This window comes from Nonomuraea ferruginea, assembly GCF_039540635.1.
In the GTDB taxonomy this organism is placed as follows: Bacteria; Actinomycetota; Actinomycetes; order Streptosporangiales; family Streptosporangiaceae; genus Nonomuraea; species Nonomuraea ferruginea.
The window spans coordinates 382,325-405,317 of record NZ_BAABFD010000004.1 but is presented as its reverse complement, the minus strand read 5'-3'; the positions used below and the strand labels follow the sequence as shown (position 1 = coordinate 405,317).

23 protein-coding genes are annotated in these 22,993 nt (G+C 71.9%); 15 read left to right on the top strand and 8 right to left on the bottom strand.

The window, feature by feature from the left end:
• Positions 1 to 30: 30 nt before the first annotated feature.
• Positions 31 to 438, top strand: coding sequence for a nuclear transport factor 2 family protein (locus ABD999_RS10715; RefSeq protein ID WP_271280449.1), 408 nt, complete (start codon positions 31 to 33; stop codon positions 436 to 438).
• A gap of 53 nt (positions 439 to 491) precedes the next feature.
• The gene (locus ABD999_RS10710; protein ID WP_345482659.1) at positions 492 to 2,024 is read left to right on the top strand and encodes an AMP-binding protein; all 1,533 of its coding nucleotides are present in this window, start codon (positions 492 to 494) and stop codon (positions 2,022 to 2,024) included.
• A 7-nt stretch (positions 2,025 to 2,031) separates the two neighbouring features.
• On the opposite strand, the gene ABD999_RS10705 is transcribed toward ABD999_RS10710, so the two are convergent.
• A complete protein-coding gene (locus tag ABD999_RS10705; protein ID WP_271276834.1) occupies positions 2,032 to 4,929 on the bottom strand; it encodes a hypothetical protein in 2,898 nt (965 codons plus the stop codon).
• Positions 4,930 to 5,086: 157 nt separating this feature from the next.
• Positions 5,087 to 5,842 carry an enoyl-CoA hydratase-related protein gene (locus tag ABD999_RS10700; protein WP_271276833.1) on the bottom strand — a complete coding sequence of 252 codons (756 nt, stop codon included), beginning with the start codon at positions 5,840 to 5,842 and terminating at the stop codon, positions 5,087 to 5,089.
• A 93-nt stretch (positions 5,843 to 5,935) separates the two neighbouring features.
• Between ABD999_RS10700 and ABD999_RS10695 the strand changes: the two genes are divergently transcribed.
• Entirely contained in the window at positions 5,936 to 6,958 is a 1,023-nt protein-coding gene (locus tag ABD999_RS10695; protein WP_271276832.1) for an acyl-CoA dehydrogenase family protein, read from the top strand.
• Positions 6,959 to 6,960: 2 nt separating this feature from the next.
• Complete coding sequence (locus ABD999_RS10690) at positions 6,961 to 8,085, top strand: acyl-CoA dehydrogenase family protein (RefSeq protein WP_271276831.1); 1,125 nt, start codon at positions 6,961 to 6,963, stop codon at positions 8,083 to 8,085.
• 9 nt (positions 8,086 to 8,094) lie between these two features.
• On the opposite strand, the gene ABD999_RS10685 is transcribed toward ABD999_RS10690, so the two are convergent.
• Positions 8,095 to 8,982 (bottom strand): hypothetical protein, encoded by an 888-nt coding sequence (locus ABD999_RS10685; protein ID WP_271276830.1) that lies wholly within the window; start codon positions 8,980 to 8,982, stop codon positions 8,095 to 8,097.
• A 115-nt stretch (positions 8,983 to 9,097) separates the two neighbouring features.
• Here ABD999_RS10685 and ABD999_RS10680 point away from each other — a divergent pair, with 115 nt between their 5' ends.
• From ABD999_RS10680 to ABD999_RS10670, 3 genes are all read left to right on the top strand, one after another.
• On the top strand, positions 9,098 to 9,610 hold the full coding sequence (locus tag ABD999_RS10680) for a SigE family RNA polymerase sigma factor (RefSeq protein WP_271276829.1): 513 nt from the start codon (positions 9,098 to 9,100) through the stop codon (positions 9,608 to 9,610).
• Positions 9,597 to 10,337 carry a hypothetical protein gene (locus ABD999_RS10675; RefSeq protein ID WP_271276828.1) on the top strand — a complete coding sequence of 247 codons (741 nt, stop codon included), beginning with the start codon at positions 9,597 to 9,599 and terminating at the stop codon, positions 10,335 to 10,337. Before ABD999_RS10680 ends, ABD999_RS10675 begins: the two co-directional genes overlap by 14 nt.
• Before the next feature lie 135 nt (positions 10,338 to 10,472).
• On the top strand, positions 10,473 to 10,955 hold the full coding sequence (locus ABD999_RS10670) for a DUF4240 domain-containing protein (protein WP_271276827.1): 483 nt from the start codon (positions 10,473 to 10,475) through the stop codon (positions 10,953 to 10,955).
• Between the two features lie 49 nt (positions 10,956 to 11,004).
• On the opposite strand, the gene ABD999_RS10665 is transcribed toward ABD999_RS10670, so the two are convergent.
• A complete protein-coding gene (locus ABD999_RS10665) occupies positions 11,005 to 12,546 on the bottom strand; it encodes an OmpA family protein (protein ID WP_345482658.1) in 1,542 nt (513 codons plus the stop codon).
• 104 nt (positions 12,547 to 12,650) lie between these two features.
• Positions 12,651 to 13,799: an FAD-dependent monooxygenase gene (locus tag ABD999_RS10660; protein ID WP_271276825.1), complete on the bottom strand. Its 1,149-nt coding sequence runs from the start codon at positions 13,797 to 13,799 to the stop codon at positions 12,651 to 12,653.
• Between the two features lie 53 nt (positions 13,800 to 13,852).
• Between ABD999_RS10660 and ABD999_RS10655 the strand changes: the two genes are divergently transcribed.
• From ABD999_RS10655 to ABD999_RS10635, 5 genes are all read left to right on the top strand, one after another.
• Positions 13,853 to 14,410, top strand: a complete 558-nt coding sequence (locus tag ABD999_RS10655) for a TetR/AcrR family transcriptional regulator (RefSeq protein ID WP_271276824.1) — start codon at positions 13,853 to 13,855, stop codon at positions 14,408 to 14,410.
• Between the two features lie 79 nt (positions 14,411 to 14,489).
• Positions 14,490 to 15,086 carry a hypothetical protein gene (locus ABD999_RS10650; protein WP_271276823.1) on the top strand — a complete coding sequence of 199 codons (597 nt, stop codon included), beginning with the start codon at positions 14,490 to 14,492 and terminating at the stop codon, positions 15,084 to 15,086.
• A complete protein-coding gene (locus ABD999_RS10645; protein WP_271276822.1) occupies positions 15,083 to 15,319 on the top strand; it encodes a hypothetical protein in 237 nt (78 codons plus the stop codon). Before ABD999_RS10650 ends, ABD999_RS10645 begins: the two co-directional genes overlap by 4 nt.
• On the top strand, positions 15,312 to 16,028 hold the full coding sequence (locus tag ABD999_RS10640) for a hypothetical protein (RefSeq protein WP_271276821.1): 717 nt from the start codon (positions 15,312 to 15,314) through the stop codon (positions 16,026 to 16,028). The genes ABD999_RS10645 and ABD999_RS10640 overlap by 8 nt, the downstream gene beginning before the upstream one ends.
• Positions 16,025 to 16,465 (top strand): tetratricopeptide repeat protein, encoded by a 441-nt coding sequence (locus tag ABD999_RS10635; RefSeq protein WP_271276820.1) that lies wholly within the window; start codon positions 16,025 to 16,027, stop codon positions 16,463 to 16,465. Before ABD999_RS10640 ends, ABD999_RS10635 begins: the two co-directional genes overlap by 4 nt.
• 1 nt (position 16,466) lies before the next feature.
• Here ABD999_RS10635 and ABD999_RS10630 read toward each other — a convergent pair whose 3' ends face one another.
• The 3 genes from ABD999_RS10630 to ABD999_RS10620 form a co-directional block, all read right to left on the bottom strand.
• Positions 16,467 to 17,069, bottom strand: a complete 603-nt coding sequence (locus ABD999_RS10630; protein WP_271276819.1) for a hypothetical protein — start codon at positions 17,067 to 17,069, stop codon at positions 16,467 to 16,469.
• Positions 17,070 to 17,162: 93 nt separating this feature from the next.
• Positions 17,163 to 18,446, bottom strand: coding sequence for an acyl-CoA dehydrogenase family protein (locus ABD999_RS10625; protein ID WP_271276818.1), 1,284 nt, complete (start codon positions 18,444 to 18,446; stop codon positions 17,163 to 17,165).
• Positions 18,443 to 19,297, bottom strand: a complete 855-nt coding sequence (locus ABD999_RS10620) for an enoyl-CoA hydratase/isomerase family protein (RefSeq protein ID WP_271276817.1) — start codon at positions 19,295 to 19,297, stop codon at positions 18,443 to 18,445. The genes ABD999_RS10625 and ABD999_RS10620 overlap by 4 nt, the downstream gene beginning before the upstream one ends.
• Before the next feature lie 74 nt (positions 19,298 to 19,371).
• Between ABD999_RS10620 and ABD999_RS10615 the strand changes: the two genes are divergently transcribed.
• The 3 genes from ABD999_RS10615 to ABD999_RS10605 are packed head-to-tail and all read left to right on the top strand — an operon-like array spanning position 19,372 to position 22,987.
• Positions 19,372 to 20,646 carry a hotdog family protein gene (locus tag ABD999_RS10615; RefSeq protein WP_219542899.1) on the top strand — a complete coding sequence of 425 codons (1,275 nt, stop codon included), beginning with the start codon at positions 19,372 to 19,374 and terminating at the stop codon, positions 20,644 to 20,646.
• Positions 20,643 to 21,845: a CaiB/BaiF CoA transferase family protein gene (locus ABD999_RS10610; protein WP_271276816.1), complete on the top strand. Its 1,203-nt coding sequence runs from the start codon at positions 20,643 to 20,645 to the stop codon at positions 21,843 to 21,845. The genes ABD999_RS10615 and ABD999_RS10610 overlap by 4 nt, the downstream gene beginning before the upstream one ends.
• A complete protein-coding gene (locus ABD999_RS10605) occupies positions 21,842 to 22,987 on the top strand; it encodes an acyl-CoA dehydrogenase family protein (protein WP_271276815.1) in 1,146 nt (381 codons plus the stop codon). Before ABD999_RS10610 ends, ABD999_RS10605 begins: the two co-directional genes overlap by 4 nt.
• Positions 22,988 to 22,993 lie beyond the last annotated feature (6 nt).

The window sequence follows — 22,993 nt, the reverse complement described above, 5'->3', positions numbered from 1 at the left end:
TTTACATCATTAAAATGATAGATTGCGGCAATGGTCGACACCAGCCACGCCGAGGACGAGGTCCTCATCCGCTCCCTCATCGGGCTCGCCGCCCACCTCGCCGACGAGGGCGAGCCGGACGACTACCGCGCGCTCTACACCTCCGACGCCACCTGGAGCTTCGGCGGCAGCACCCAGCACGGCGCGGACGAGATCGTCGCCGCCACCCGGCAGCGCCGCGCCGAAGGCGTCAGCGGGCCCGGCACGAACACCCGCCACCTGGTGGTCCCGCTGCACGTGACCGTGACCGGCGATACCGCCACCGCGGTCTCGTACTTCCTGTTCTTCGGCGACACCACCGGCACACCGGCGGTGCGGGTCTTCGGGGTCTACACCGACGAGCTCGTCCGTACGCCGGAGGGCTGGCGCATCAGCAGCCGGACGAGCCGGGCGGGATGACCTTTCGTGCGTGATTCGGCAATGATGTCCTCTACTCGGGAGGGCCACTCACCATGACGACGACGATCGAGACGCTGCTGGCAGCCGCGGCCGGAGACGCCGCGGACGTCCCCGCGCTGATGTGCGAGGGAGAGTCGGTGACGTACGCCGAGCTGCACGCGCGCGTGCGCGAGGGCGCCGCCGCCTGGATCGCGCACGGCCTGCGCCCCGGCGACCGGGTGGCCTGCTGGGCCGCGAACACGATCGACTGCACCGTCGCCATGCTCTCGGCCATCGTGGCCGGGGGCGTGCTCGTCCCGCTCAACCCGCGCTACACGAGCGCCGAGGTGGCCGCGATCCTGCCCCGGGTCTCCGCCCCCTTCCTGGTCGCCCCCGGCCTGCTCGCGGGGCGGCGGCTGGCGGCCGAGGCGCTCCCTATCGCGGGCGGCGCCCAGGTGATCGCCCTCGGCCCCGACGTGCCCGAGGGCGCGGTGGGATGGGACGAGTTCCGCGCCGGCGCGGGTGCGGCGGCACGGGTCGAGCCGGGCGAGATCATCGCGATCCAGTTCACGTCGGGCACCACCGGGCGGCCCAAGGGCGCGGTGCTCCGGCAGGAGCCGTTCCTCACCACCGCCCGCACCTGGGCCGAGGTCGTCGGGCTCGGCCGGGGCGACGTCTACCCGGTGACCTATCCGCTCGCGCACATCGGCGGGTTCAAGACCGGTCTCATCTCGCCGTTCCAGGTGCGGGCGACCGCGGTGCTGATCCCCGTGGTGTCGGCGGAGTCGATCGCCGAGGTCGTCCGCACGCTGCCGGTCGCGGTGCTCAACGCGCCGCCCGCCGCGCAGCGGTACGTGGTCGCGGCCCGCCGGAACGGCGACATCCCCGGCGAGCCGGCCATCCGCGTGGCGGTCATCGGGTCCGCGATCGTGCCGCCCGCTCTCGTACGGGACCTCAAGCAGGAGCTGGGGGTCGGCGACGTGGTCATCGGCTACGGGCTGACCGAGGCGACCGGGGTGTGCACCATGACGCGCCCCGGCGACCCGCTAGACCTGGTGTGCGACACGATCGGCCGGCCCATCGACGGCGTCCGGGCGCGCGTCTGGGCGCCGGACGCGACGGGCAGCCCCGTGGTGGGCGAGATCGAGGTGACCGGCTCCAACGTCATGGCCGGCTATCTCGACGACCCCGACGCCACGGCCGAGGTGATGCGCGACGGCTGGCTCCGTACGGGCGATCTGGGCTGGATCGGCGAGGACGGCTACGTGCGCATCGCCGGGCGGACCAGGGACATGGTCATCGTGGGCGGGTTCAACGTCTACCCGGCGGAGGTCGAGCACGTCCTCGCCGACCATCCGTCGGTGACGGACGCGGCGGTCGTCGGCGTGCCCGACGACCGCCTCGGCGAGGTGACGGCGGCCTTCGTGGTCGTCTCCGGAGAGCTGGACGAGAGCGAACTCCTCGCCTGGTGCCGCGAGCGGCTGGCGAACTTCAAGGTGCCCCGGCGCGTCTGGATCCTCGACGAGCTCCCGCGCGGCGCGGTCGGCAAGATCGCCAAACCGCGCCTCCAGGAGCTCGCCGTGGACCTGCTCCGCCGGCCGGGCTGACCGCCGCCTAGCCCTTGACGGCCTTGGCGACCAGGGCGCTCAGCCGCTTCTCCTCGGCGGAAACGCCGATCTGGCCCAGCTCGAACTCCTTGGCCAGCGCCGTGAACCGCCAGGCGGGAAGGACCGCCGCCGCGCGGCACAGCCCCGCGACCGTGGTGAGGTCCACGCTGAGGACCTTCTTCTTGCCCGACGCCGGCGGCGGAGGCAGCTTGACCGGGCCCGTGTCGTGGACCACGTCGACGGTCTTCTCCTTGAGCAGCGAGAAGAGCTCACCGGCGAGATAGCGCTGGGTCTCGATCGTGACGCCGCCCGTCCGCTTCGCGAAGAAGCCGGCGAGCAGCGGCACCAGGGCGTCCTTGCCGAAACCCACGTTCTGGACGGCGAACACGCAGTACGAGGCCGCGATGTTGTTGCGGTACCGTTCGACGCCGGCGTCACCCTTGACCTCGTCCAGAGCTTTCAGGTGCTCCAGCACCGCCTCCAGCGGCAGCTGGCCGAGATCGACCTGCTTCTGGCCCGGCTGCCCCGCGCCGGGAGGCGTGCTGGTCGCCAGGTGGCCGAAGGCGTAGAAGCACTCGACCATCGTCTCCTTGGACTCGTGGCCGGGGTTGATCCGGACGTACCACTCCTCCTTCTGCTCCGCCGGCGACGCCCCCCACGGCCCCGGGATCCTGCCGACGTACGACGTCCGCAGGAACGAGAAGCTGTCGCGCCAGTCGATCAGGACGAGCTTGCCGAAGAGGGTGTCGATCTTGCCGGTGGACGTCGCGCGCAGGAGCAGGGGGATCCCGTCCACGTAGGTGGTGCCCTGGCGCTTGTTCTTCGGGTCGATCGGCCAGCAGAACTCGTCCACGAACTTCGCGTTCCGGGCGGCGCTGTCGATCAGCGCCAGCTCGTCACGGTGCCCGTGCCGGAGCATGTGGATCACGAGCTGTCCCTCGTCGTGCCGGGCGAGATCGAGCTGGATGTCCTGCAGCAGCGCCTCGGCCCGCGCGAACACGGATTCGAGGTTGCCCTTCTGGGACAGCAGCGTGAGATCGCCGGCGGCCACCTTGCCGGTGCCGAACGAGGCGTACTTCTGGTAGCTCTTGCACAGGAAGACCTCCAGCCTGCCTGCGGCGATGTCCTCCTTCAGGCTGCCGAGGATGACGTCGAGCCGGCCCCTGCCGCCGGTCGACCCGGGCGCGAGCTGGATCGTGGCGTCGATGATCAGCACGCACGGCGCCGCGCCCTTCTTCTGCGCCGCCAGGGCCTCGCGCACCGAGACCACGAGCTCTTCCGGCGACGGCTTGGAGTAGGGCGCGCTCGGGTTCAGCGTCGCGACCAGGACGTCCTGGTGCGGCGTCAACGTGTCGCCCTCTCTGAGCCTTCTGAGCAGCTCGCCGGTCTCGAAGTAGTCGATCGGCTCGGTGGAGCGCGAGACCTGCTCGTGCCCCCGCCAGGACAGCGCGATCCACAGCGCCGTCCCGAGCGCTTCCATGCCGCTGGTCGTGAGGTAGCTGTACATGTGGACCTGCTCGCCCTCGACCAGCGGCGCGATGCTCGGCGCGCGTTCCAGCATGACCCGCCGCACGGCCCGCCGGTAGTCGTCCCCCGTGTAGTTCCCGGCCACGGCGACCACGATGCCGATCTCGTCCATCATGAGGTCGACCGCGCGCAGCGCCACCGACGGGTTGTGCTGGTTCGCCACGACGATGTCGAGGAGCCGGCCCAGCGAGCGCAGCGCGTTGGCGGTCAGCGCGTCGGTGCGCTTCGGGCCGGCCTCGTCGGTGAGGCCCAGCACGAGGTGCTCGACCATGGCGCACACCGGCGCCAGCTCGGTCTTCTGCCGCGCGATCTCCTGCAGGCGGGCGAACGGGCTGCCGGTGATGAGCGCCACGAGGTCGGCCCAGGTGTTGACGGTGGAGTCGGCCTGGGCGTCGGGCTTGCCCGTGTCCATGAGCTCGTAGAGCTGGTAGGCCGACGGCGTCGCGCCGAGCTCCTGAAGGATCGACTTCCAGGCGATGTCCTGCTTCGCGAAGGCGGAGATGCCGCTCAGCACGCTGATGCCCGTCCGCCCCACGACCGGTTTGATTCTGAGCCCGGCCACCACCTTCGGGTCCACCATCATCGCCAGCTTCTCCAGCACGCGCGGGCTGTTGACGAGGATGTCGTCCGGGTCCGGCATCACGGTGCCCAGTTTGGCCAGGAACTTCTGCAGGGTGTCGACGTAGTTGGTGCGCCAGTAACTGGCCGCGAGCTCGTTCTCGGCCGACAGGCCCCGCTCCTTGTCGCGCTGGGTCTTCGCCGCCCGGAAGCCGATCTGCTCGACGATGTGCTCCTGCGTCGTGCCCTTCACCGCCGCCGCGAGCTCGGCGCGGCGCTCCTGTGAGTACGTCGTCGGCTTGGCGTTGATGGAGTCGACGAGCTCCGCCGCCTTCCGGAGATGGCCCATGGACGAGGCGTCGCGCTCGTCGGCGACGCGGTCAGCGAGCGCGGCCAGGTCGGCCGTGGCGAGGTCGAGCGCCTCCAGCGTCAGCGGGTCGTGGCCGCCCGGGGTCGTCTCGGGGCGCTCGCCGGGCTGCTTCGGCGGCAGGACGTCGAGGTAGTGCGCCACGTTCTGGTGCTGCGGCGCCGGCTTCTCCACGGGCGTCCGCACCGTGGAGTGGGCCAGGCGGGTCGCCGCGGTCGCCTTCATGAAGGCGTGGGCGACCTCGCCCCTCAGCTGGGCCGCGATGAGCCGGGACTTCTCGCTGCGTTCGGCCGCCGAGCGCTCGGCCAGCGTCTCGGCGATGAGCTTCACGGATTCGAGCGCGGCGGGCGAGCCCAGCTGCGTCAGCGCCCTCGCCACCGCCTTGGCCGTGGTCGGGTCGGGCTTCCCGACGAACTCCTGCCAACCCGCGGGCAGCACAGGATCGTTCGACATTACCGACATGCTTCCTCCCCTTGTCCCATGCGCTGGGACGGACAGATGACGGTGGGCCCCCACCCGATGCTCGATGCCGGACCGACCCGCGTCAATGCGATCGGCCACGGTTTTTGGAACGGGACAATGGCCATCCGCCCTCGTCCGGGGTCCGCTCTCAGCGGCGGCGGACGCGTTCGCGGAGGGCGGCGACCGCGTCGGTGAACGCGGGCTGGCGCATCGACCAGTCCTGGGCGATCTGCTCGACGCCCGCGGCCATCCGAGGATCTGTGAGGGAACGGCTGAGCCGCATGGTGGCCTTGGCGCGGCGTACCGCGTCCGGGGAGCGGCCCGCCACCCGGGCCGCCATGCGGCGTGCCGTGTCCATCAGCTCGCCGTCCTCCACGCAGCGCCAGATCAGGCCGCGCCGCTCCGCCTCCTCGGCGGTCAGCCGGTCGCCGAAGAGCACCATCGCCGCCGTGCCCTGCCGGCCGACGCGCTGCTCCATCCGCCACAGGTGGCCGCCGCCTGGGTGGATGGCGAGGTCGAGAAAGCGCGGGTCGAACGTGGCGCTCCTGGCGGCCACCACCACGTCGCACGCCAGCGCGAAGCTCACCCCTGCCCCGATCATCGGCGCGTGCACCGCGGCCAGCACCGGGACCGGCAGCGCGGCCAGGGCGTCGAAGCCCCGGTAGACGGCCGTCGGGTCGTCCGCGGGCGCGCCGAGCGCGTCCATGTCGCCGCCCGAGGAGAAGACCGGTCCGTTGGCCCGCAGCACCACGGCCCGCACGTCCCTGCCGAGCCCGGCGCACGCCTCGGCGAGCTGCCCCACCAGCACCGGGTTAAGGCTGTTGCGCCGCCGGACGTCGTCCAGGGTGATCCACGCGACGTGGTCCTCCACCTCGACGAGCACGGCCTTCCTGTCGTCCGCCATCGCTTCCTCCTCGGGTTCGTTGCCGCGCGGGCGGCGGGGGTTCTATAATGGCCCTATTCTGTAAATGATAAAAAAGATAGTCCTCGGAGTGGCATGGAGATCGAGCTCACCGCCGAGCAGCGGGCCTTCCGCGAGTCCTGCGGCAAGCTGGCCGCCCACCTGGCGTCCCGCTGGCACCGCGGGCGCGGCCCCCATGACGTCGGCCCGTCCGCGCCCGACGAGGCGTCCTGGTCGCGCGTCGCCGAGGCCGGCTGGCTCGCCATGCGGCTGCGCGAGGAGAACGGCGGGGCGGAGGCCGGCGCCGTCGACATGATGATCCTGGCCGAACAGCTCGGCCACCACGCGGTCGCCTCTCCCGTCCTGGGCACGGTGATCGCGGCCGAGCAGCTCCAGTCCTGGGGCGCGGCGTCCGGGCTCCTGGAGGAGATCGCCGAAGGCACCCGCCGCCTCGCCCCCGCCCTCACCCCGGATCTGACCGGCTTCGCCGACGCCACGAGGTCGCTGGCGTGGGACGCCGCTGGGGCCGAGTTCGCGGTGGTTCCGGCAGCGGGGACCGCGTATGCGCTCGGGGAGCCCGTACCGTTCGCTGATCAGACGCGCGCCGTACGGCCGCTGGGTGAGCCCGTGCGGACCTTGACCGAGCTGACGGCGCCGGACGGCGAGACGGCCGCGCGGACCTCCGCGTTCGCGCTCAGCCTGCTGGTGGCCGACCTGCTCGGCACCATGCAGGCCGCGCTCGACGCGGCGCTCGACCACGCGAGGACCCGCGTGCAGTTCGGCAGCCCCGTCGGCGCGTTCCAGGCCGTGCAGCAGCTCCTCGCCGACAGCCACGTGCTCACCGAGGCGTCGCGGAGCGCCTGCTGGTACGCGGCCTGGGCCGTCGACGCGCTCCCCGGTGAGGAAGCGCTGCGCGCCGCCCGGGTGGCCAAGGCGTACGCCTCCCGCTCGGCCGTGGAGGTGTGCGAGAACGTGATCCAGGTCTTCGGCGGCATCGGCATGACCTGGGAGGCCCCCGCGCACATCTGGCTGCGCCGCGCCCACGCCGCCCGCGCCGCGTTCGGCGACGAGCACCACCACGAAGCCGTCATCGCCGCCACCGAGTTCTCCGGGAGCTGACCGTGGACTACTCCGACGACCCCGAGGTGGCCGAGTTCCGCGCCGGCCTGCGCGCCTGGCTCCGCGACCACCTGGACGAGCACCGCGACGCCACCGGCTACGAGTCGGCCGAATCCGTCGAGCGGACCCTGCGCTGGCACCGCGCCCTGGCCGCCGCCGGCTACGTGGGCCTGTCGCTCCCCGCCGCCTACGGCGGGCACGGGCTGCCCGACCTGTACGAGGCGGTGCTCAACGACGAGCTGGCCACGGCCGGCGCGCCCCCGCCTCCGCCGATCGGCCACATCGCGCACGCCGTCGCCGACTTCGCCGGCGAGGACCTCAAGACGCGGGTCCTGCCCGGCCTCCTCGGCTGCACCGAGGTCTGGTGCCAGGGCTTCAGCGAGCCGGGCGCCGGATCCGACCTGGCCTCGCTGACCACCGCCGCCGCCCCCGACGGCGACCGGTTCGTGGTCGACGGCCAGAAGATCTGGACCAGCGGCGCCATGTGGTCACGCTGGTGCCTGCTGCTCGCCCGCACCGAACGCGACGAACCCCGCCACCGCGGCCTGTCCATGCTGGTCGTGGACATGGAGTCGCCCGGCGTCGACCGGCGCGAGATCGTCCTGGCCAGCGGCAGCCGCGAGTTCGCCGAGGTGTTCTTCGACGGCGTCGAGGTGCCCGCGGCCAACCTGGTCGGCGAGCGCGGCCAGGGCTGGCGGATCGCCATGCACATGCTCTCGTACGAGCGAGGCCCGGCCGACATGGGCTGGGTGGGACGGCTCGGCCGGGTGCTGGCCGCCGCCCGCGACGACGTCCGCTCGGGCCGCCTCCCCGCCGACGAGCCGCTGCGCCGCCGCCTCGCCGCCGCGTCGGTGGACCTGCGGGTGCTGCAGTGGCACGTGGCCCGCTCCCTGGCCGACCGCGACCCCGGCGGGTCGGCGGGATCGGTGGACAAACTGCTGACCACCCGGATCGAACAGAACCTGCACCACGTGGTCGGCGACCTCGCGGGCACGTCGTTCGTCCTCGGCGACCCCGCGCCGTACGGCGACTACCTGTGGTCCCGAGCCCAGTCGATCTACGGCGGCACCCAGCAGATCCAGCGCCAGATCGTCGCCCAGCGCGTCCTGGGGCTCCCCCGGGGCTGAACCCGGCGCTCAAGGCAAGGCGGGCACGGTGGGCGGGGAGTCGGTCCAGCCCACCTCGATCAGCGTCTTGTCGTACGACCCCTCAAGGAGCGGCTTGCCGCCGAGTGTGGACTTCTGGCTGTCCGACAACAGCACCATCCTGCCGGTGTCGACGATCAGCCTCCGCTCGACCACGTTCCTCTTCTCGCCCGTCCCATACGTTGTGTTGATCACGACGACGGTGCCGGACCTGCCCAGGCTGTCCTTCGCGGTGCCTTCCATGCGGACGTTCGGAGACTTCAGCAGAGCCTCCCAGGCCGCGGCGCGGACCTCCCTCGGAGCGGGAAACTGGTGCAGGAGCTGCGGCAGGACCGAGGTGAGCCAGTTCGCGACGGACTCAGTGAGCCCGCCGACGCGGGCCGCCCTCGTGAGCCAGTCCTCCAACCGTTCCGGGTCGGCGGGCAGGCGCTGGACCTCCTCGTACGTCAGCCACTGCCCCGCGACCCAAAACTGGCCGCGATCCGGCAGGAGGAGACCCACATGGCCCTTGGAGTGCTTGCCGGACAGCTTCACGATTTTGCCGTCGATCGTCTTGCCCCATTGTGTGGGGGAGCCGTCACGCCGCCACGCCTTCTTGTCCGCCGGGCTTTCCGGCCGCGTCGCCAGTTCCCGGTATCCGTTCCAGGCCTTGCCGGCGGGAGTCGCCCACTCCTCCGAGACGCTTGTCTCCAGGAGCGCATAGGGGTGCGACTTGGTGCCGAACCGCCAGGGGTGGGTGGAGGTCGTCACCGACCTGGTGTGCCAGTAGGCGCCCTCGGGAGGAGCGGCCGCGACGGCCGCGGGAGCGCTCAGGACGGTGCCGGCCAAGGCCAGGGCGGCGGTGAAGGTCATCGATCTGCTGCGGGGAAACGCGGTCATGACCATCCATACGCCTGAGCCGCCCGAACGGTTGCCCGCGAGATCGTACGAGCCCGGCGGGCAACGGTTCCCGGGACCGGGGCGTATTAGAAGGCGTGAAATCGAACGGACAGACGTGAACGGAGCAGAACGTGACTTCGGCTCCTTCGTGGCCGCTCGCGCCACCAGCCTCTTACGGGTCGCCTATCTCGCCTGCGGCGACCAGACGGAGGCCGAGGACCTGTTGCAGACGGCGCTGGAGCGTACCTACAGGAACTGGCACCGGGTCCGCCACGACAGTCCCGAGCCCTACGTGCGCCGCGTCATCATCAACGCGGCCATCAGCCGCGCCCGCCGCCGGGCGATCCTCAACATCATCCCCATGCACAGCCCGCCGGAGACGTCGGCCCGCGAGAAGGACTCCGACCTCGTCCACGTGCTCATGAACGCGCTGCGTGCCCTGCCTCCCCGGCAGCGCGCGGTGATCGTCCTGCGCTACTGGGAGGACCTCACCGAGACGCAGACCGCCGAGGTGCTCGGATGCGCCGTCGGCACGGTCAAGAGTCAGGCGTCGAAGGCCCTGGCCAAGCTCCGTACGGCGCTCGGCCGGGACATCATGGAAGGAGCGCGCGACAATGCCCAGGCTTGAGGACGAGATCCGCCGGCTCATGGAAGGCGAGACCGCGCGGTTGCACGCCGCTCCCGACCTGCTCGACCGGGTGATGCGCCTGCGCCGGGCACGGCGGGCCAGGGTCAAGACCGCGATGGTGACCGCGTCCGTGCTCGCGTCCGTGACCGTCGTCGCCGCGCCCGCCGTCTACCTGGCCACCGCCGCCCAGCGGGCCACGCCCAGCACGCAGGCCACGACCTCCGCGACGCTGGAGCCCGCCATCGACGACACCCCGCCCGTGCGGACCGAGCCGAAGAACCTCGGGGACCTGGGCGACGGGTTGGCGTTCGGGCACGTCAAGGTCGGCTACCTGCCCGAAGGACTGCGATGGTCCACCTGGTCGATCGACCACGGCGACGCGTACTCCACCTCGTACAACTACAAGGGCGATGAGAAGGGCTTATACCGGGTTCAGATCTTCATGTTCGAGGAGGAGGCCGTTAAGGAGATCACCGAACGGATCCAGCGCTATCGCGAGGAGAAGGACGGCGAGGACGTGATGATCGGCGACCGGAGCGGCTATCTGATCGTGCAGCACGTCGGCGAGGACGGCATGGCGGGCTCCCCGACCCTCTTCCTCAAGATCGGCGACCGGCAGTGGGCCGAGATCACCTTCAGCCCCGTGTACGCCAAGGAGTTCTCCGGCGCCGAGGCCGTCAACACCGAGCTGAGGAAGATCGCGAAAGGACTCACCTCCACCATGTGACGCCCAGGGGACCGGCGGTCCTGATCGCGTTCGCACAGCATCGCCGAGCCATGGATCCCGTTCGAGGACGGCGAGAGGACATTGACCGGACAGGACATGGAAGCCCCGGCCGTGTCTGCCATGATCCGGTGATGGATGTCGACCTCGTCCATCACAGGGTTCGGGTCGTACAACGGGTTCGAGTACTTCGTCCAGTGGCTGATCAGTTTCGGGCGGGACGCGTACGAGGAACTCGTCGAGTGTCCTGACAAGATCGTCGAGTTGCCGCACGTCCAGCGGCTCCGGTGGTTGACGCGGACGTACAGACACGAGCGGACGAGCTGGTCGCGGGACGGAGGGTTCCGGCTGGACCGGCAGACGTGCACGAGGCTGCAGAAATGGCCGGACGAGGAGTGGCCGGAGTTCGAGCTTCTGGGGTACGTGGCGCATCAGGCGTACGACGAGGCCGGCGGCTCCGACGACAACTACATGAAAGGGCTCCGGGATCGCGGGGTCGAGGCGAGGTTCCCCTTCTGCGGCTACGAGGAGGAACCCGAGGGCGAGGCGTGGGACTTCGAGGACCCGGCCGAGTTCGTCCGGCGGCTGCCGAGGACCGCGTATCACTACCGCGGCGGCTGACGGAGAACGCCCACGGCGATCCAGCCGCGTGCCCGCCGACAGCGACTCCTCAGGTGATGGGTACGTCGCGCATCGGCTCGAAGGCGAACAGCTCGACGTCCACCGTCCGCACGTCCGGCGGTGGCGAGGTCATCAGGGCGAACGTCCTGACCCGCCCGCCCTGCGGCAGCTTGCCGAGCTGGCTGCACAGGCAGTGGTGAGCGGGCGGACCGGACGTGCGCAGCACGTGATAGCGGTTGTCGTCGGCGTCGGCGAGCGAGAGCCAGAAGAACTCGAAGGCCGCGATGTCGGTGGTGCCGGTGGACCTCCGGGCGTCCTCGTCCAGGGCGGCGTCCTGCATCGTGATCTCGCGCGAGCTCTCGTTGCGGAAGTCGAACGTGGCGATCAGAGTGGTGGGGCTCAGCCGGCGCAGTTCCACCAGGTCCGCGGTGACGCCCTCCATGCCCCGCAGCCCGGCGGCGGTCGCCCCGCTGGTGGCCGGCACGGACGGGCCCTCCTCCGGCTTCGGGACGGACGGGGTGGCCTGCGCGGTGGGGGCCGATCGCGGATAGCTCACCTCGACCCGGCGGTTGGCGGCGCGTGCCGCCTCCGAGCCGCCCTGCTCCTTCGGCTCGCGCTCGCCCTTGCCCTCGACCTCGAAGGTCAGGTCGCCGTCGGCTCCCGAGGCGCGGAGCGCCCGCTCCACCGCTTCGGCGCGGCGGCGCGAAAGCCCCAGGTTGTACGTGTCGTCGCCGACGTCGTCGGTGTGCCCGACGATCCGCACGGTCCCGGCGGCCTGGCTGCGGATCCGTTCGGCGGTGCCGCGCAGCGTGGCCCGCGCCTCGGAGGTCAGGCTCGCCTTGTCGAAGGCGAACAGCACGTCGGTGTCGAGCGCGATCTCCACTCTGTCGGAGGTCTCGGAGACCTTCTCGGCGGCGCCGCTGAGGTGGGTGGCCAGACCTCGGGTGTTGGGGAAGGCCGCGGCGATGGCGGCGGGGCCGGGCTCGTCCGGCGCGGCGGCCTGTCCGCGCGGACCGATCGGCAACGGGGCCGTGACACCGGCGGCGAGCAGGCCCACCGCGACGCTGGTGGTCTCCGCGGGCACCCGGTAGACGATCCAGGCCTGGGCGGGCTCGGAGGTCACCGTCACCTTCCCGGACAGCTGGGTGCAGAGGCAGGCCGCGCCCATCTCCTCCTTGTCGCGCTTCATCGCCAGATACACCGACAACCGTGGCTCGTCGAGGAGGAAGAATCCCGCCGAGGACGCGGTGTAGTTGTAGGCCACGGTGCCGGCGATCGCCGGGGGACCGAACTGGCCCAGATCGACCTCGCCGCGCTCGGCGCTGATCCGCAGCCGTGCGGTGACCGTGTCGGGGGTCGTCCGTTCCAGCGCGACCACGTCGATGCGGCCCGTGCCGGACCCGTCCCCCTCGCCGCCGACCCGCAGCGTCGCCAGCGCGGCGGGCCCTTCGGGGGCGGTCGGGGACGCGGCCGGCGCCGACGGCTCAGGTGCGCTGGCGGGCGGCTGCGCGGCGCACCCGGCCAGCAGCGCGACGACCGCCAGCGCGCTCGCCGTGATCGTGGTCCTACGGCCCGCGCGCCATAACGGCATGGTCATCCCCTCGTCCGCCCGACCGTTGATAGGACTTCGAACAACGGCATCCCGTCCGAGTCAGGATTTAAGCAGACTCGTCCGCGATGCGGGCGGATCAGCGCTCACTCGGTGTGCCAGAGGGCCGCGAGCTGCCGGGTGGCCAGGCGGGACGGTATCGCGCGCAGCAGCGCGTCGCGGAGCCACGCGGTGACGCCCGTCCGCGAGGTCAGCCGTGACTGCCGGAACGCGCCCCGCATGACGCGGTTGGCGCTGGGCCGGCGCTCGGCGTCGTAGCGCAGCAGCCGCTCGGCGGCGTCCGCCGGCTCGGCGCCGGTGAGGTGGCGGGTGAGCGCGGCGGCGTCCTGGAACGCCTGGCTGGCGCCCTGGCCGAGATCGGGTGGCATGCCGTGCGCGGCGTCGCCGAGCAGCGCGACCCTGCCGGACACGTACGAGGGCAGAGGTTCGGCCAGGCCGGCGATCGGGTCGACGTGGATGTCCGAGGGCGGCGTGTCCTCGATCAGCCTGGTGACCAGCGGGTGCCAGTCGGCCATCAGGGACAGCATCTGCCCGCGCGCCTCCTCGGGGCCGGGCGGCGCGCCGCGCAGAGCGGTGTCGGTGAACCAGTAGAGCCGGTCCTCGCCGACGGGGAACAGGCCGAACATCGCCCCGCTGCGGCGGTCGACCAGCTGGCAGGCGAGCAGGTCCGGCGTGAGGTCGCCGGGGCGGGGCAGCATGCCGCGCAGGTCCAGCCGGCCGGTGCGGCGCAGACCGGGGTGGCGGGGGAACAGCTGGGCGCGCAGCTCGCCGGCGATGCCGTCGGCCGCGACCACGACGTCCGCTTCGGCGACGGCACGGCCCCCGCTGATCACGGCCACCTCGGAGTCGCCGATCTCCAGACGGTCGACCGGGGTCGCGGTGCGCACCAGGTCGGCGGGCAGCGGGGCGCGCAGCGCCTGGTGGAGCTCCGCCCGCTCGACGATGACGACCGCGCCGATCTCCTGCTGCGCCTGGATCACGTCGGTGACGAGCAGCGGCCGGCCGCGCCAGTCGCGCAGCCCTCCGGCGAAGGCTTTCGTGTGCCGCCCGCGGACGTCCTCGGCCAGCCCCAGCGCGTCGAGTGCGCGCAGCCCGTTGGGCATGATCGCGATCCCGGTGCCCTTCTCGCGCAGTGCGGCGCCCCGTTCGAGGAGTGTCACCTCGTGTCCCGCACGGTGCAGCCCCACCGCGACCGCCACCCCGCCCAGCCCCGCGCCGACCACCGCGATCCTCACGCGCCCTCCATTCACTACGATCGTACTAGTACGACTATTGGTAACATGGCCGCATGCCGCCCGCCAATCCGGCCCGTCGCCGGGCCCTGACCGATGCCGCCATCGAGTTGCTCGCGTCGTCGGGGGTGCACGGGCTGACCCATCGCGCGGTGGAGAAGGCGGCGGATCTCCCGCCGGGCACGGCCTCCAACTACTTCCGCAGCCGGGAGGCGCTGCTGGTGGCCGCGGCCGAACGCGTCGCCGAGCTGCATCACGCCGACACCGGCCGGGCCGTCGGGCGGCCCGCTCCCCTGGTCGACCTCCTGACCGAATCGCTGTTCGCCGCGGCGACCACCCTGCGCACCCGCTACCTGGCGATCTTCGAGCTCCAACTGGAGGCCGCCCGGCGACCGGCCCTGGCCCAGGCGCTCACCGGCCTTCACGACACGGCCTCACAGATCACCGCCGGGCAGCACGACCGGCTCGGCCTCACCATCCCGCGCGAGAAGATCCCCGCGATGATCGCTCTTTACGGGGGCGCCCTGTTCACCCTCGTCACCGCACCGCCCGAGAACGTCAATAAGGATCTGGTACGCGACCTGGTGCGGGTCATCGTGGACGGCTGCGCCTGAGCCTTGTTTCCGGTGTTTCACATCGCGTCAGTGATCCGGGTCATTCTGCTCGATCCCATTCAGGTCTAACGTGACGCGTATGCCGTCGTTCAAGCCGCCTCGGTGGTCCAAACCGGCGCCGCTCGGCTATGGCCACGCCGCGGACGCGGCGCATTTCGTCGCCGCGCCACTGCTGGTGGCGGCGGGCGTGGCGATGATCGGCGTGGTGGGGGCCGATCGGGAACAATTCCGGTGGCCGGGAATGACCTTGTTATTCCTTTCCATCGCCATGATCGTTCTTGTGGGGAGCATTCAGTACGGATTCCAGGCCCGGGCACTCCTCTATTCGGCGGGCGACCTGGAGGAGTGGTGGGGGGCCGCCGATCTGGAACGACATGAGGAAACTCTGCGTTCCCGGCAGCGGGAGGAATTCCGGCAATGGAAGACCAAGATCGGAAAGGCCGTACTTCTCTATAACGTAGGAGTGGCCATGCTCGGCGCGGGCCTGAGCCTGTGTGTCGCACCTCCGGCGGACGCCGGGGCGAGTGAGGCGATACCCCGCTGGATCGCCTGCGCACTCGTCGGAGCCGCCGCCGTCGCCGAGTTCGGCTGGGCGGTGCTGGCACGACAGGACTTCCAGCTCCACCGGCCGGCATGGCCGCGCATCCGTGGACGCGGTGAGGAGCGAACGCGGTGACTGTGTCATTCGGCGGGCAGCGCCACCAGTTCCAGTGCCCGTTATGCGATCTGTCGATCGCCGGCAGCAGAGGAGGCACTCCCCGGGCTCGCATTCGAGCCGCGTGGGACCTGCATCTCGAAGGCTGCGACGGGCGGATCGTCGATCCGATCAGGCTCAGAGCCATGACCCGCGACGCGGCCCGCGAGGAAGCCGAACGCCTCCGCGAGACCGAGAGCCCGGCGGATGACTGAGCTGATCCGATTCGGCGGACCCGCGCCGCCGGCCGCCGTGGCCGGAGGCGGTCCCACCGACCTGTCGGGCTTGATGCAGGAGTTCCTGCACTACTTGGCCAAGATCTGGCTGCTGGAGCACGAGTCGCCCCACGACGCCGCGGGGCTGGCGCGCTTCGATCTGGATCGGGTCATCGCCGACTACCGGGAACACCGGGCCAGGAACCGCGAGATCCCCCTCGGCGACGGGCTCGACGTGGAGGAGAGCTTCCTGCTGACGCAGATCGTCGCCGGCCGGCCGTTGCGATGCCTGCTGAACTCGGCCATGCCGGAAGTGCCGACGGCCAGGATCGAACGGATCACGTCCCTCGACCCGGCCGCCCTCGTCCAGGACGTCCGCGGCCGATGGAAGATCGAGCTCGATGCGCGTACTCCGATGAGCGGGCAGTTGGCAAGGTGGGGCACCCTGGCCCCGGCTTTCACCGCCCTCGTCTACGATCGCGTGAAGGGCTTCGGTCACTGCGTGCTGCTCCGCGGCGTCGAGCGCGCATCCGGGAGCTTCGTCTACTGGGACCCCTGGCCGCTGCGCTCGCTGCTCTGCGCGGAGAACAACGAGGCCGGCGCGGACGCCCGGCTCGTGGACCAGGACCAGTTCCTGTGGGCTCTGGAGCCGGCCTCGATGGAGCGCGTGCTGTTCGCCGTCTTCGTGCCCGCGGCAGGAGTGACATGAACGGTTCCGAGTACGTCCGGCGGGGCGACGAACTGATGGCCGCCGGGCACATCGCCGCGGCGGTCGAATGCTTCGCCACCGCCCTCCGCCTCGATCCGGGTGATCCCGATGCCCACTTCGGGATCGGGTTCTGCGCGTACCAGAGCGGCGACGACGCCCGCGCCGTCAGTGCGCTGACGACCTGCATCGAGCTGCGACCGGAGTCTCCTTCGGTCGCCACCGCGTACATGATGAGATGCATGGCCAGGGCCAATCTGCAGGACCGCGTGGGAGCCATGGAGGACTACCGGGAGGCGGTGTCCCGGGATCCCATGATGGCGGAGATCATCGAATCGATGACCTGCGTCGGAACGGCGCAGCTCGCGGTTCTGGCGGCGTTCTATCCGGCGAGGATGGCGCGGATCGCGCAGAAGCTGACCGCCCTGCACCCTCGGTAGATCAGGACATCTCCGGCTCGGCGTCCCAGAGCCGGAACTCGGCCGACACCACCATGGGCCGGTGGGCCGAGACGTTCACGTAATACAGCAGGCAGTCCCCGGCGGGAAGGAGCGGCGGGACCTTCTTCAGCGCGAACGCCAGGCCGGACATCTTCAGGACATGGGTGTTCTCGCCCTCACGGGCCATCTCGCCGATCGCGTGCTTCACCGGGGCCGGGTCGCGCAGGACGTGGACGAACTCCGCCATCCGGCTGTCGAACGGGCCCACGGCCAGGATGAAGAGGACGATCACCGCGAACACCACGCCAGGGAACAGACCTCCCTCCGTCTCCATGGTGGACGTCTCGAGCTCGCCACGCACCAGGCGGACGAAGAAGAGCACCGTCGGCAGCGCGAACACGGTCAGGGCGATCAGTCCACCGGCGGTCCACACCAGGGCGTGGTAGACGATCCGGCGGACCAGGCGGCGGCGCTGCCGGTGTGACAGGCGGCCGAGCTGGTTCTCCTCCAGGTCGGCCTGGGTGAAGTGGAACTCCTTGGCCAGCAGCGCGGTCAGCGCCCGCACCGGCTCGACGGTTGCCGCCGCTCCCTGTTCGCGCCGCATCCCGCACCTTTCGCCACGTATGCGTTGCCCTGACCACCATTCAGCCTGCCGGGCGGCAGGATGTCCACTCTCCCGTCGGCTGGGCGGCGCGGGTCAGCTGCGGGGCAGGTCGCGCCAGGGCTTGCCGCGGTACGGGTCGAAGTCCTTGGGGAGGCCGAGCACGCGTTCGGCGATGACGTTCTTGTTGACCTCGGTGGTGCCGCCCTCGATGGTGTTGGCGCGGCTGCGGAGCATCCCCCTGGTCTCGGCGGGCATCGAGGCCCAGTACTCGGCGGGGGACGACGCCGTGCCGGGCCAGGCGATGGCGTCCTCGCCGGACAGGGTGGCGGCCGTCTCCTGGATGCGCTGGTTGAGGTCGGTGCCGTGGACCTTGCCGATCGAGCTCTCCGGGCCGGGGGGCAGGTTGCCGGCCTGGCGGGCGCGGACGCGGCGGTTGGTCCAAGTGCGGACCTGTTCCTCGCACCACAGCTCCACGATGCGGGCGCGGACCAGCGGGTCGTCCCAGCCGCCGGGGAGACCGGACTCGGTGCGGCGGCGGGCCAGGCGGACGAGGTGCGAGGCGCTGACGCCGCCGATGCGGTCGACGCCGACGGAGCCGCCGCCCGACACCATCTGACGCTCGCCGGCGAGGGTGGCCTGGGCGACCCGCCAGCCGTTGCCGGGGTCGCCGAGCCGGTGCGCGTCGGGGACGCGGGCGCCGTCGAAGAACACCTCGAAGAACTCGGCCTCGCCGCCGATGTGCGGCAGCGGCCGCACCTCGACGCCGGGCTGGCGCATGGCGAGGAGGAAGTAGGTGATGCCCTGGTGCTTGGGGGCGTCGGGGTCGGTACGGGCGAGCAGCACCGCGTAGTCGGCCTGGTCGGCCCAGGTGGTCCACACCTTCTGGCCGTGCACGACCCAGGTGTCGCCGTCGAGCTCGGCCCTGGTGGAGAGGGAGGCGAGGTCACTTCCGGAGCCTGGCTCGCTGAAAAGCTGGCACCAGATCTCCTCGGCCCTGGTGATCGGCTTGAGGAAGCGCCGCCGTTGTTCCTCCGTGCCGTGGGCGAACAGGGCGGGGGCCGCCAGGTTGAGGCCGAGCGGGTTGAGCCGGGGCAGGTGGTAGGGGCGCAGCGCCTCGTCGGCGGCCACGGCGGCCCTGCGCGACCAGCCGAGGCCGCCGTAGTCGACCTCCCAGGTGGCCGCGACCAGGCCGGACGCGCCGAACTCGGGGTACCACGCGCGGTACTCCTCGCGGGTCCGGACGGTGCGCACGGCGCGCGGGCCACCCTGCTCGCCGGCCTCGCGCCAGGCGGTGGGCAGGTGGGCCGCGATCCAGCCACGGGCGGCCTCCACGGCCTCGCCTGGGGTGACGTCCGGGCCGGTGGGCAGTGCGGTCATGGGTGGATCTCCCCGTCAGCGTGAGGGCTCGCGCCCTGAGAGCGAATGGCGTCAAAAGACCCTGCCTCAGCACGGCCGGACTCCGGGCGAGCCTCCGCGCAGGCCTCCACGTGGGCCTCCACGTGGGCCTCCGTGCGGGCGGCCTCCGTGCGGGCGGCCTCCGCGCGGGCGGCGGTGCGGCCGAGTTCCTGGGCGCGCCAGAGGGCCTGCTTGAGCGCGCGGGCGTGCGCGGGGTCGGCGGCGGCGACGGTCTCGGCGACCCGCTGGGCCGCGTCCCGCAGGGCGTCGGGCTCGACGACCTCGCTGACCAGGCCGAGCTGGTACGCGCGTGCCGCGTCGAGCCGCTCGTGGACGCCGATCAGCGCGAGCCGGGCGGCGGTCGTGGCGGATATCCGGCGCACCAGGCCGATCGCCTCCCAGGCGCTGACCTGGCCGACGCTGACGTGCGGGTCGAGGAAGGTGGCGGAAGCGGAGGCCAGGACGATGTCGGCGTCGACCACGAAGTGCAGCCCGCCGCCCGCGCAGACGCCGTTGACCGCGGCCACCACGGGGGTGCGGACGCCGAGATGCCAGCCGGTCAGCTCCAGCTCCCCGGCACGGGTGCGGCGGCTCGACTCGCGCAGGCTGGCGGGATCGCGGGCGAGCGCGGCCATGTCGAGCCCCGTCTGGAAGGCACGGCCGCGGCCGGTGACGACGATGCAGCGTACGTCGTCGTCGGCGTCCAGCTCGCGCCAGGCGAGCGGCAGCTCGGCCATCATCACGGCGTCCATGGCGTTGCCCGCCCGCGGCCGGTCGAACTCCAGCCAGCCGACCGGGCCGCGGCGCTCGACCGCCAGCGTCTCGTACGCCATCCGACCCCCTGTTCCCTCTGCCATAGTTATATATAAGATAGCAAAGAAAAGGCGAGAGAAGGCGGACAGGTTACATGGCTCCGACGGAAGAGAAGACCCGCCCCCGGATCACGGACGAGGGGGTGGAGGCGCTGCGGGCACGCATCGGCATCCCCCAGCCCAACCCCGTCCCGCCCCACTACCTGCGTCCGGGCACCGACGCGTTCCGGATCGTGGCCCGCGCGTACGGCGACGACAACCCGCTGTGGTGCGACCCCGACCACGCCGCCCGCTCCCGCTGGGGGCAGCCCATCGCCCCGTTCCCGCTGGTCGGCGGCGACAGCCTGATCGGCGAGGACGTGCTCACCGAGGCCGACCTGGCCCGGCAGGACGAGGTCAGGGGCGACCCGCTGCGCGGCGTGCACGCCTTCTACTCGGCCTGCGAGCGCGAGTGGTGGAACCCGCTCTACGAAGGCCGGGCCGTGCACCGGCGCAACGCGCTCGTGGGCGTGCTCGACAAGCCCAGCGAGTTCAGCGGCCGGGCCGTGCACGAGTGGAACGCCAACGTCTTCGCCACCGCCGACGGCACCCCGCTGGCCGGCCAGTACCGGCTGATGATCCGTACCGAGCGTGACGAGGCGCGCAAGCGCAAGAAGTACGACGACGTCGCGATCGAGCCGTGGACCGAGGAGAAGATCGCCGAGATCGACGCCCAGTACGCCGCCGAGCGGGCGCGCGGCGCGGAGCCGCGCTGGTTCGAGGACGTCGAGGAGGGCGAGGAGATCGCCCCGCTGGTCAAGGGCCCGCTGACGGTGACGGACATGGTCTGCTGGCACACCGGCATGGGGATGGGCGTGTACGGGGTCGCGCCGCTGCGGCTGGGCCACCGCAACCGGCAGCGCATCCCGCGCTTCTACCACCGCGACGACCTGGGCGTGTGGGACGCGATGCAGCGGGTCCACTGGGACCCCGAGTTCGCCCGCCGCTCCGGCAACCCGACCACCTTCGACTACGGGCGGATGCGCGAGACGTGGATGATCCACGCCTGCACCGACTGGATGGGCGACGACGCCTGGCTGTGGCGGATCCGGGTGGAGTTCCGCAAGTTCAACTACGTCGGCGACGCCCAGTGGATCACCGGCAAGGTGGTGCGCAAGCACCTCATGGAGGACGGCAACGGCGTCCACCCGGCCGTGGACCTGGAGCTGGCCGCCACCAACCAGCGCGGCGAGGTCACCGCGCCGGCCACCGCCACCATCCTGCTGCCGAGCCGCGAGCACGGCCCCGTCGCCCTGCCCGAGCCGATGGGCGGCGCGACCACGCTCGACGGCACCCTGCAGGCCGCGATCCGGCACTTCTCCCGGACATGACCAGGCCGCTCGACGGCGTGCTGGTCGTCTCGATGGAGCAGGCCGTGTCCGCCCCGTACGCCACCCGCCAGCTCGCCGACCTGGGCGCGCGGGTGATCAAGGTGGAGCGGCCCGACGGCGGCGACTTCGCCCGCGCCTTCGACACCCACGCCAACGGCACCGGGGCGCACTTCGCCTGGGCCAACAGGAACAAGGAGTCGCTGGCCCTGGACGTCAAGACGCCCGGGGGCCGGCGGGTCGTCGGCGAGCTGCTTGCCAGGGCCGACGTGTTCACGCACAACCTGGTGCCGGGGGCGGCCGCCCGGCTGGGGCTGGACGGCGCGTCGCTGCGCGCCGCCCACCCGCGCCTGGTGGTGTGCGAGATCTCCGGGTACGGCACCGGCGGGCCCTACGACGGGCGCAAGGCGTACGACCTGCTCGTCCAGGCGGAGTCCGGGCTGACGGCGATCACTGGCAGCCCGGAGGAGCCGGTCAAGCCGGGCATCTCGGTGGCCGACATCGCGGCGGGCATGTTCGCCTTCTCCAGCGTGCTGGCGGCGCTGCTGCGGCGTTCCGCCACCGGCGAGGGGTGCGTGCTGGAGGTGTCCATGCTGGACGCGATGGCGGACTGGATGGGGTACCCGCTGGTGGTGCGCAGGCACGGCACCCAACCCGCGCTCGCCCCCGGGATGAGCCATCCGGCCATCGCGCCGTACGACGCCTACCGGGCGGCCGACGGGCGGCTGGTCACGGTGAGCGTGCAGAACGACCGCGAGTGGGCCAAGCTGGCCGCGTCGGTGCTGGGGCGGCCGGAGCTGGCCGACGACCCCCGGTACGCGACCAACCAGGCGCGCGTCGCGCACCGCGACGTCATCGACGGGCTGGTGGCGGACGCCATCGGGGCCATGGACGCCGACCGCGCCGTGGCCGCCCTGCACGCGGCCGGGATCGGCTGCGGGCTCGTCAACGACCTGGCCGCCGTCGTCGACCACCCCCAGCTCGTGGCCCGCGACCGCTGGCTGACCGTGCCCGCCCCCGCCGGCCCGGTCTCCGCCCCGCTCCCCCCTCCGGTGACCGCCGCCTGGCAGCCACCCACCGGCCCGGTCCCCGGTCTGGGCGAGCACACCGAGGCGGTGCTGCGGGAGCTGGGGTACGACGCGGCGGCCATCGCGAAGCTGCGCGCCGAGGGCGCCGTCCGGACGAGTGAGGAGAGGCCGTGACCGTTACCTCCGAAGAGGACCTTGAGGAGTTCCGCGAGAGCGTGCGGGGCGCGCTGTCGCAGGTCAGCACCTCGGCCCGGGTCAGGGCGGCGATGCTGACCGGGAGTGGATGGGACGAGCCCACGTGGCGTGCCCTGGTGCAGCTCGACCTGCCCGGTCTGATGCTGCCTGAGCGGTGTGGCGGCAGCGGGCTCGGTGCGGCGGAGTTCGCCGTGGCCGCCGAGGAGTGCGGCGCCTGGCTGGCCTGCTCGCCGCTGTTCGGCACGTCGGTGCTGGCCGTGCCGCTGCTGCTCGCGCTCGGCGACGACGTCGCGCTCGACGCGTACGGGCCGCGCATCGCGAGCGGCGACCTGACCGCCACCGTCGCGCTGGCCGAGGCCGGCGCCCGCTGGGACGTCCAGGCCATCCGCACCACCGCCCGCCGCGACGGCGACGCCTGGCGGCTCGACGGCGCCAAGACCCACGTCGTCGACGGCGCCACGGCGGACCTGCTGCTGGTCGTCGCGAACACACCCGACGGACCAGCCGTGTTCGCGGTCGAGCGCGCCACGGCTCCAGCGGGGGGCCCGGACGGGCGCGACGCGCATCCGGGGGTGGGCGTGGAGTCGCTGGTCACGCTGGATCTGACCAGGAAGATGGCGCGGGTGAAGTTCGACGGCACGCCGGCCGTGCTCGTCGGACCGGTCGGGTGCGCGGGTGAGCTGGCCGGGGCCGCTGACGTGTCGCGGGCGTTGCTCGCGGCCGAGCAGACCGGGGTCGCGCAGCGGTGCCTGGACATGACGGTCGAGTACGCGAAGACGCGCATCCAGTTCGCCCGCCCGATCGGCTCGTTCCAGGTCATCAAGGAGCGGCTCGCCGACGCGCTGATCAAGGTCGAGTCCGCGCGCTCAGCCGTCTACACGGCGACCCGCTCGGAGGGCGCGGCGCTCGCGCGGGACTCGCGGGTGGCCGCGCTCATGGCGGGCAAGGCCGCGTCCTGGGTCACCGCCCAGACGATCCAGCTGCACGGCGGCGTCGGCTTCACCTGGGAGCATGACGCCCACCTCTACTTCAAGCGGGCGCGTACGAGCGCTCACCTGCTCGGGGAGGCCGGCGAGCACGTGACCGCGCTCGCCGGGATGCTCGAGCGCGAGGTCGTCTGACACGAG

Bases quoted from the DNA above. Each gene is read 5' to 3' on its own strand.
- ABD999_RS10715 (WP_271280449.1), top strand. From the start codon at position 31: ATGGTCGACACCAGCCACGCCGAGGACGAGGTCCTCATCCGCTCCCTC.
- ABD999_RS10710 (WP_345482659.1), top strand. From the start codon at position 492: ATGACGACGACGATCGAGACGCTGCTGGCAGCCGCGGCCGGAGACGCC.
- ABD999_RS10705 (WP_271276834.1), bottom strand. From the start codon at position 4,929: ATGTCGAACGATCCTGTGCTGCCCGCGGGTTGGCAGGAGTTCGTCGGG.
- ABD999_RS10700 (WP_271276833.1), bottom strand. From the start codon at position 5,842: ATGGCGGACGACAGGAAGGCCGTGCTCGTCGAGGTGGAGGACCACGTC.
- ABD999_RS10695 (WP_271276832.1), top strand. From the start codon at position 5,936: ATGGAGATCGAGCTCACCGCCGAGCAGCGGGCCTTCCGCGAGTCCTGC.
- ABD999_RS10685 (WP_271276830.1), bottom strand. From the start codon at position 8,982: ATGACCGCGTTTCCCCGCAGCAGATCGATGACCTTCACCGCCGCCCTG.
- ABD999_RS10675 (WP_271276828.1), top strand. From the start codon at position 9,597: ATGCCCAGGCTTGAGGACGAGATCCGCCGGCTCATGGAAGGCGAGACC.
- ABD999_RS10670 (WP_271276827.1), top strand. From the start codon at position 10,473: ATGTCGACCTCGTCCATCACAGGGTTCGGGTCGTACAACGGGTTCGAG.
- ABD999_RS10665 (WP_345482658.1), bottom strand. From the start codon at position 12,546: ATGCCGTTATGGCGCGCGGGCCGTAGGACCACGATCACGGCGAGCGCG.
- ABD999_RS10655 (WP_271276824.1), top strand. From the start codon at position 13,853: ATGCCGCCCGCCAATCCGGCCCGTCGCCGGGCCCTGACCGATGCCGCC.
- ABD999_RS10650 (WP_271276823.1), top strand. From the start codon at position 14,490: ATGCCGTCGTTCAAGCCGCCTCGGTGGTCCAAACCGGCGCCGCTCGGC.
- ABD999_RS10640 (WP_271276821.1), top strand. From the start codon at position 15,312: ATGACTGAGCTGATCCGATTCGGCGGACCCGCGCCGCCGGCCGCCGTG.
- ABD999_RS10635 (WP_271276820.1), top strand. From the start codon at position 16,025: ATGAACGGTTCCGAGTACGTCCGGCGGGGCGACGAACTGATGGCCGCC.
- ABD999_RS10630 (WP_271276819.1), bottom strand. From the start codon at position 17,069: ATGCGGCGCGAACAGGGAGCGGCGGCAACCGTCGAGCCGGTGCGGGCG.
- ABD999_RS10625 (WP_271276818.1), bottom strand. From the start codon at position 18,446: ATGACCGCACTGCCCACCGGCCCGGACGTCACCCCAGGCGAGGCCGTG.
- ABD999_RS10620 (WP_271276817.1), bottom strand. From the start codon at position 19,297: ATGGCGTACGAGACGCTGGCGGTCGAGCGCCGCGGCCCGGTCGGCTGG.
- ABD999_RS10615 (WP_219542899.1), top strand. From the start codon at position 19,372: ATGGCTCCGACGGAAGAGAAGACCCGCCCCCGGATCACGGACGAGGGG.
- ABD999_RS10610 (WP_271276816.1), top strand. From the start codon at position 20,643: ATGACCAGGCCGCTCGACGGCGTGCTGGTCGTCTCGATGGAGCAGGCC.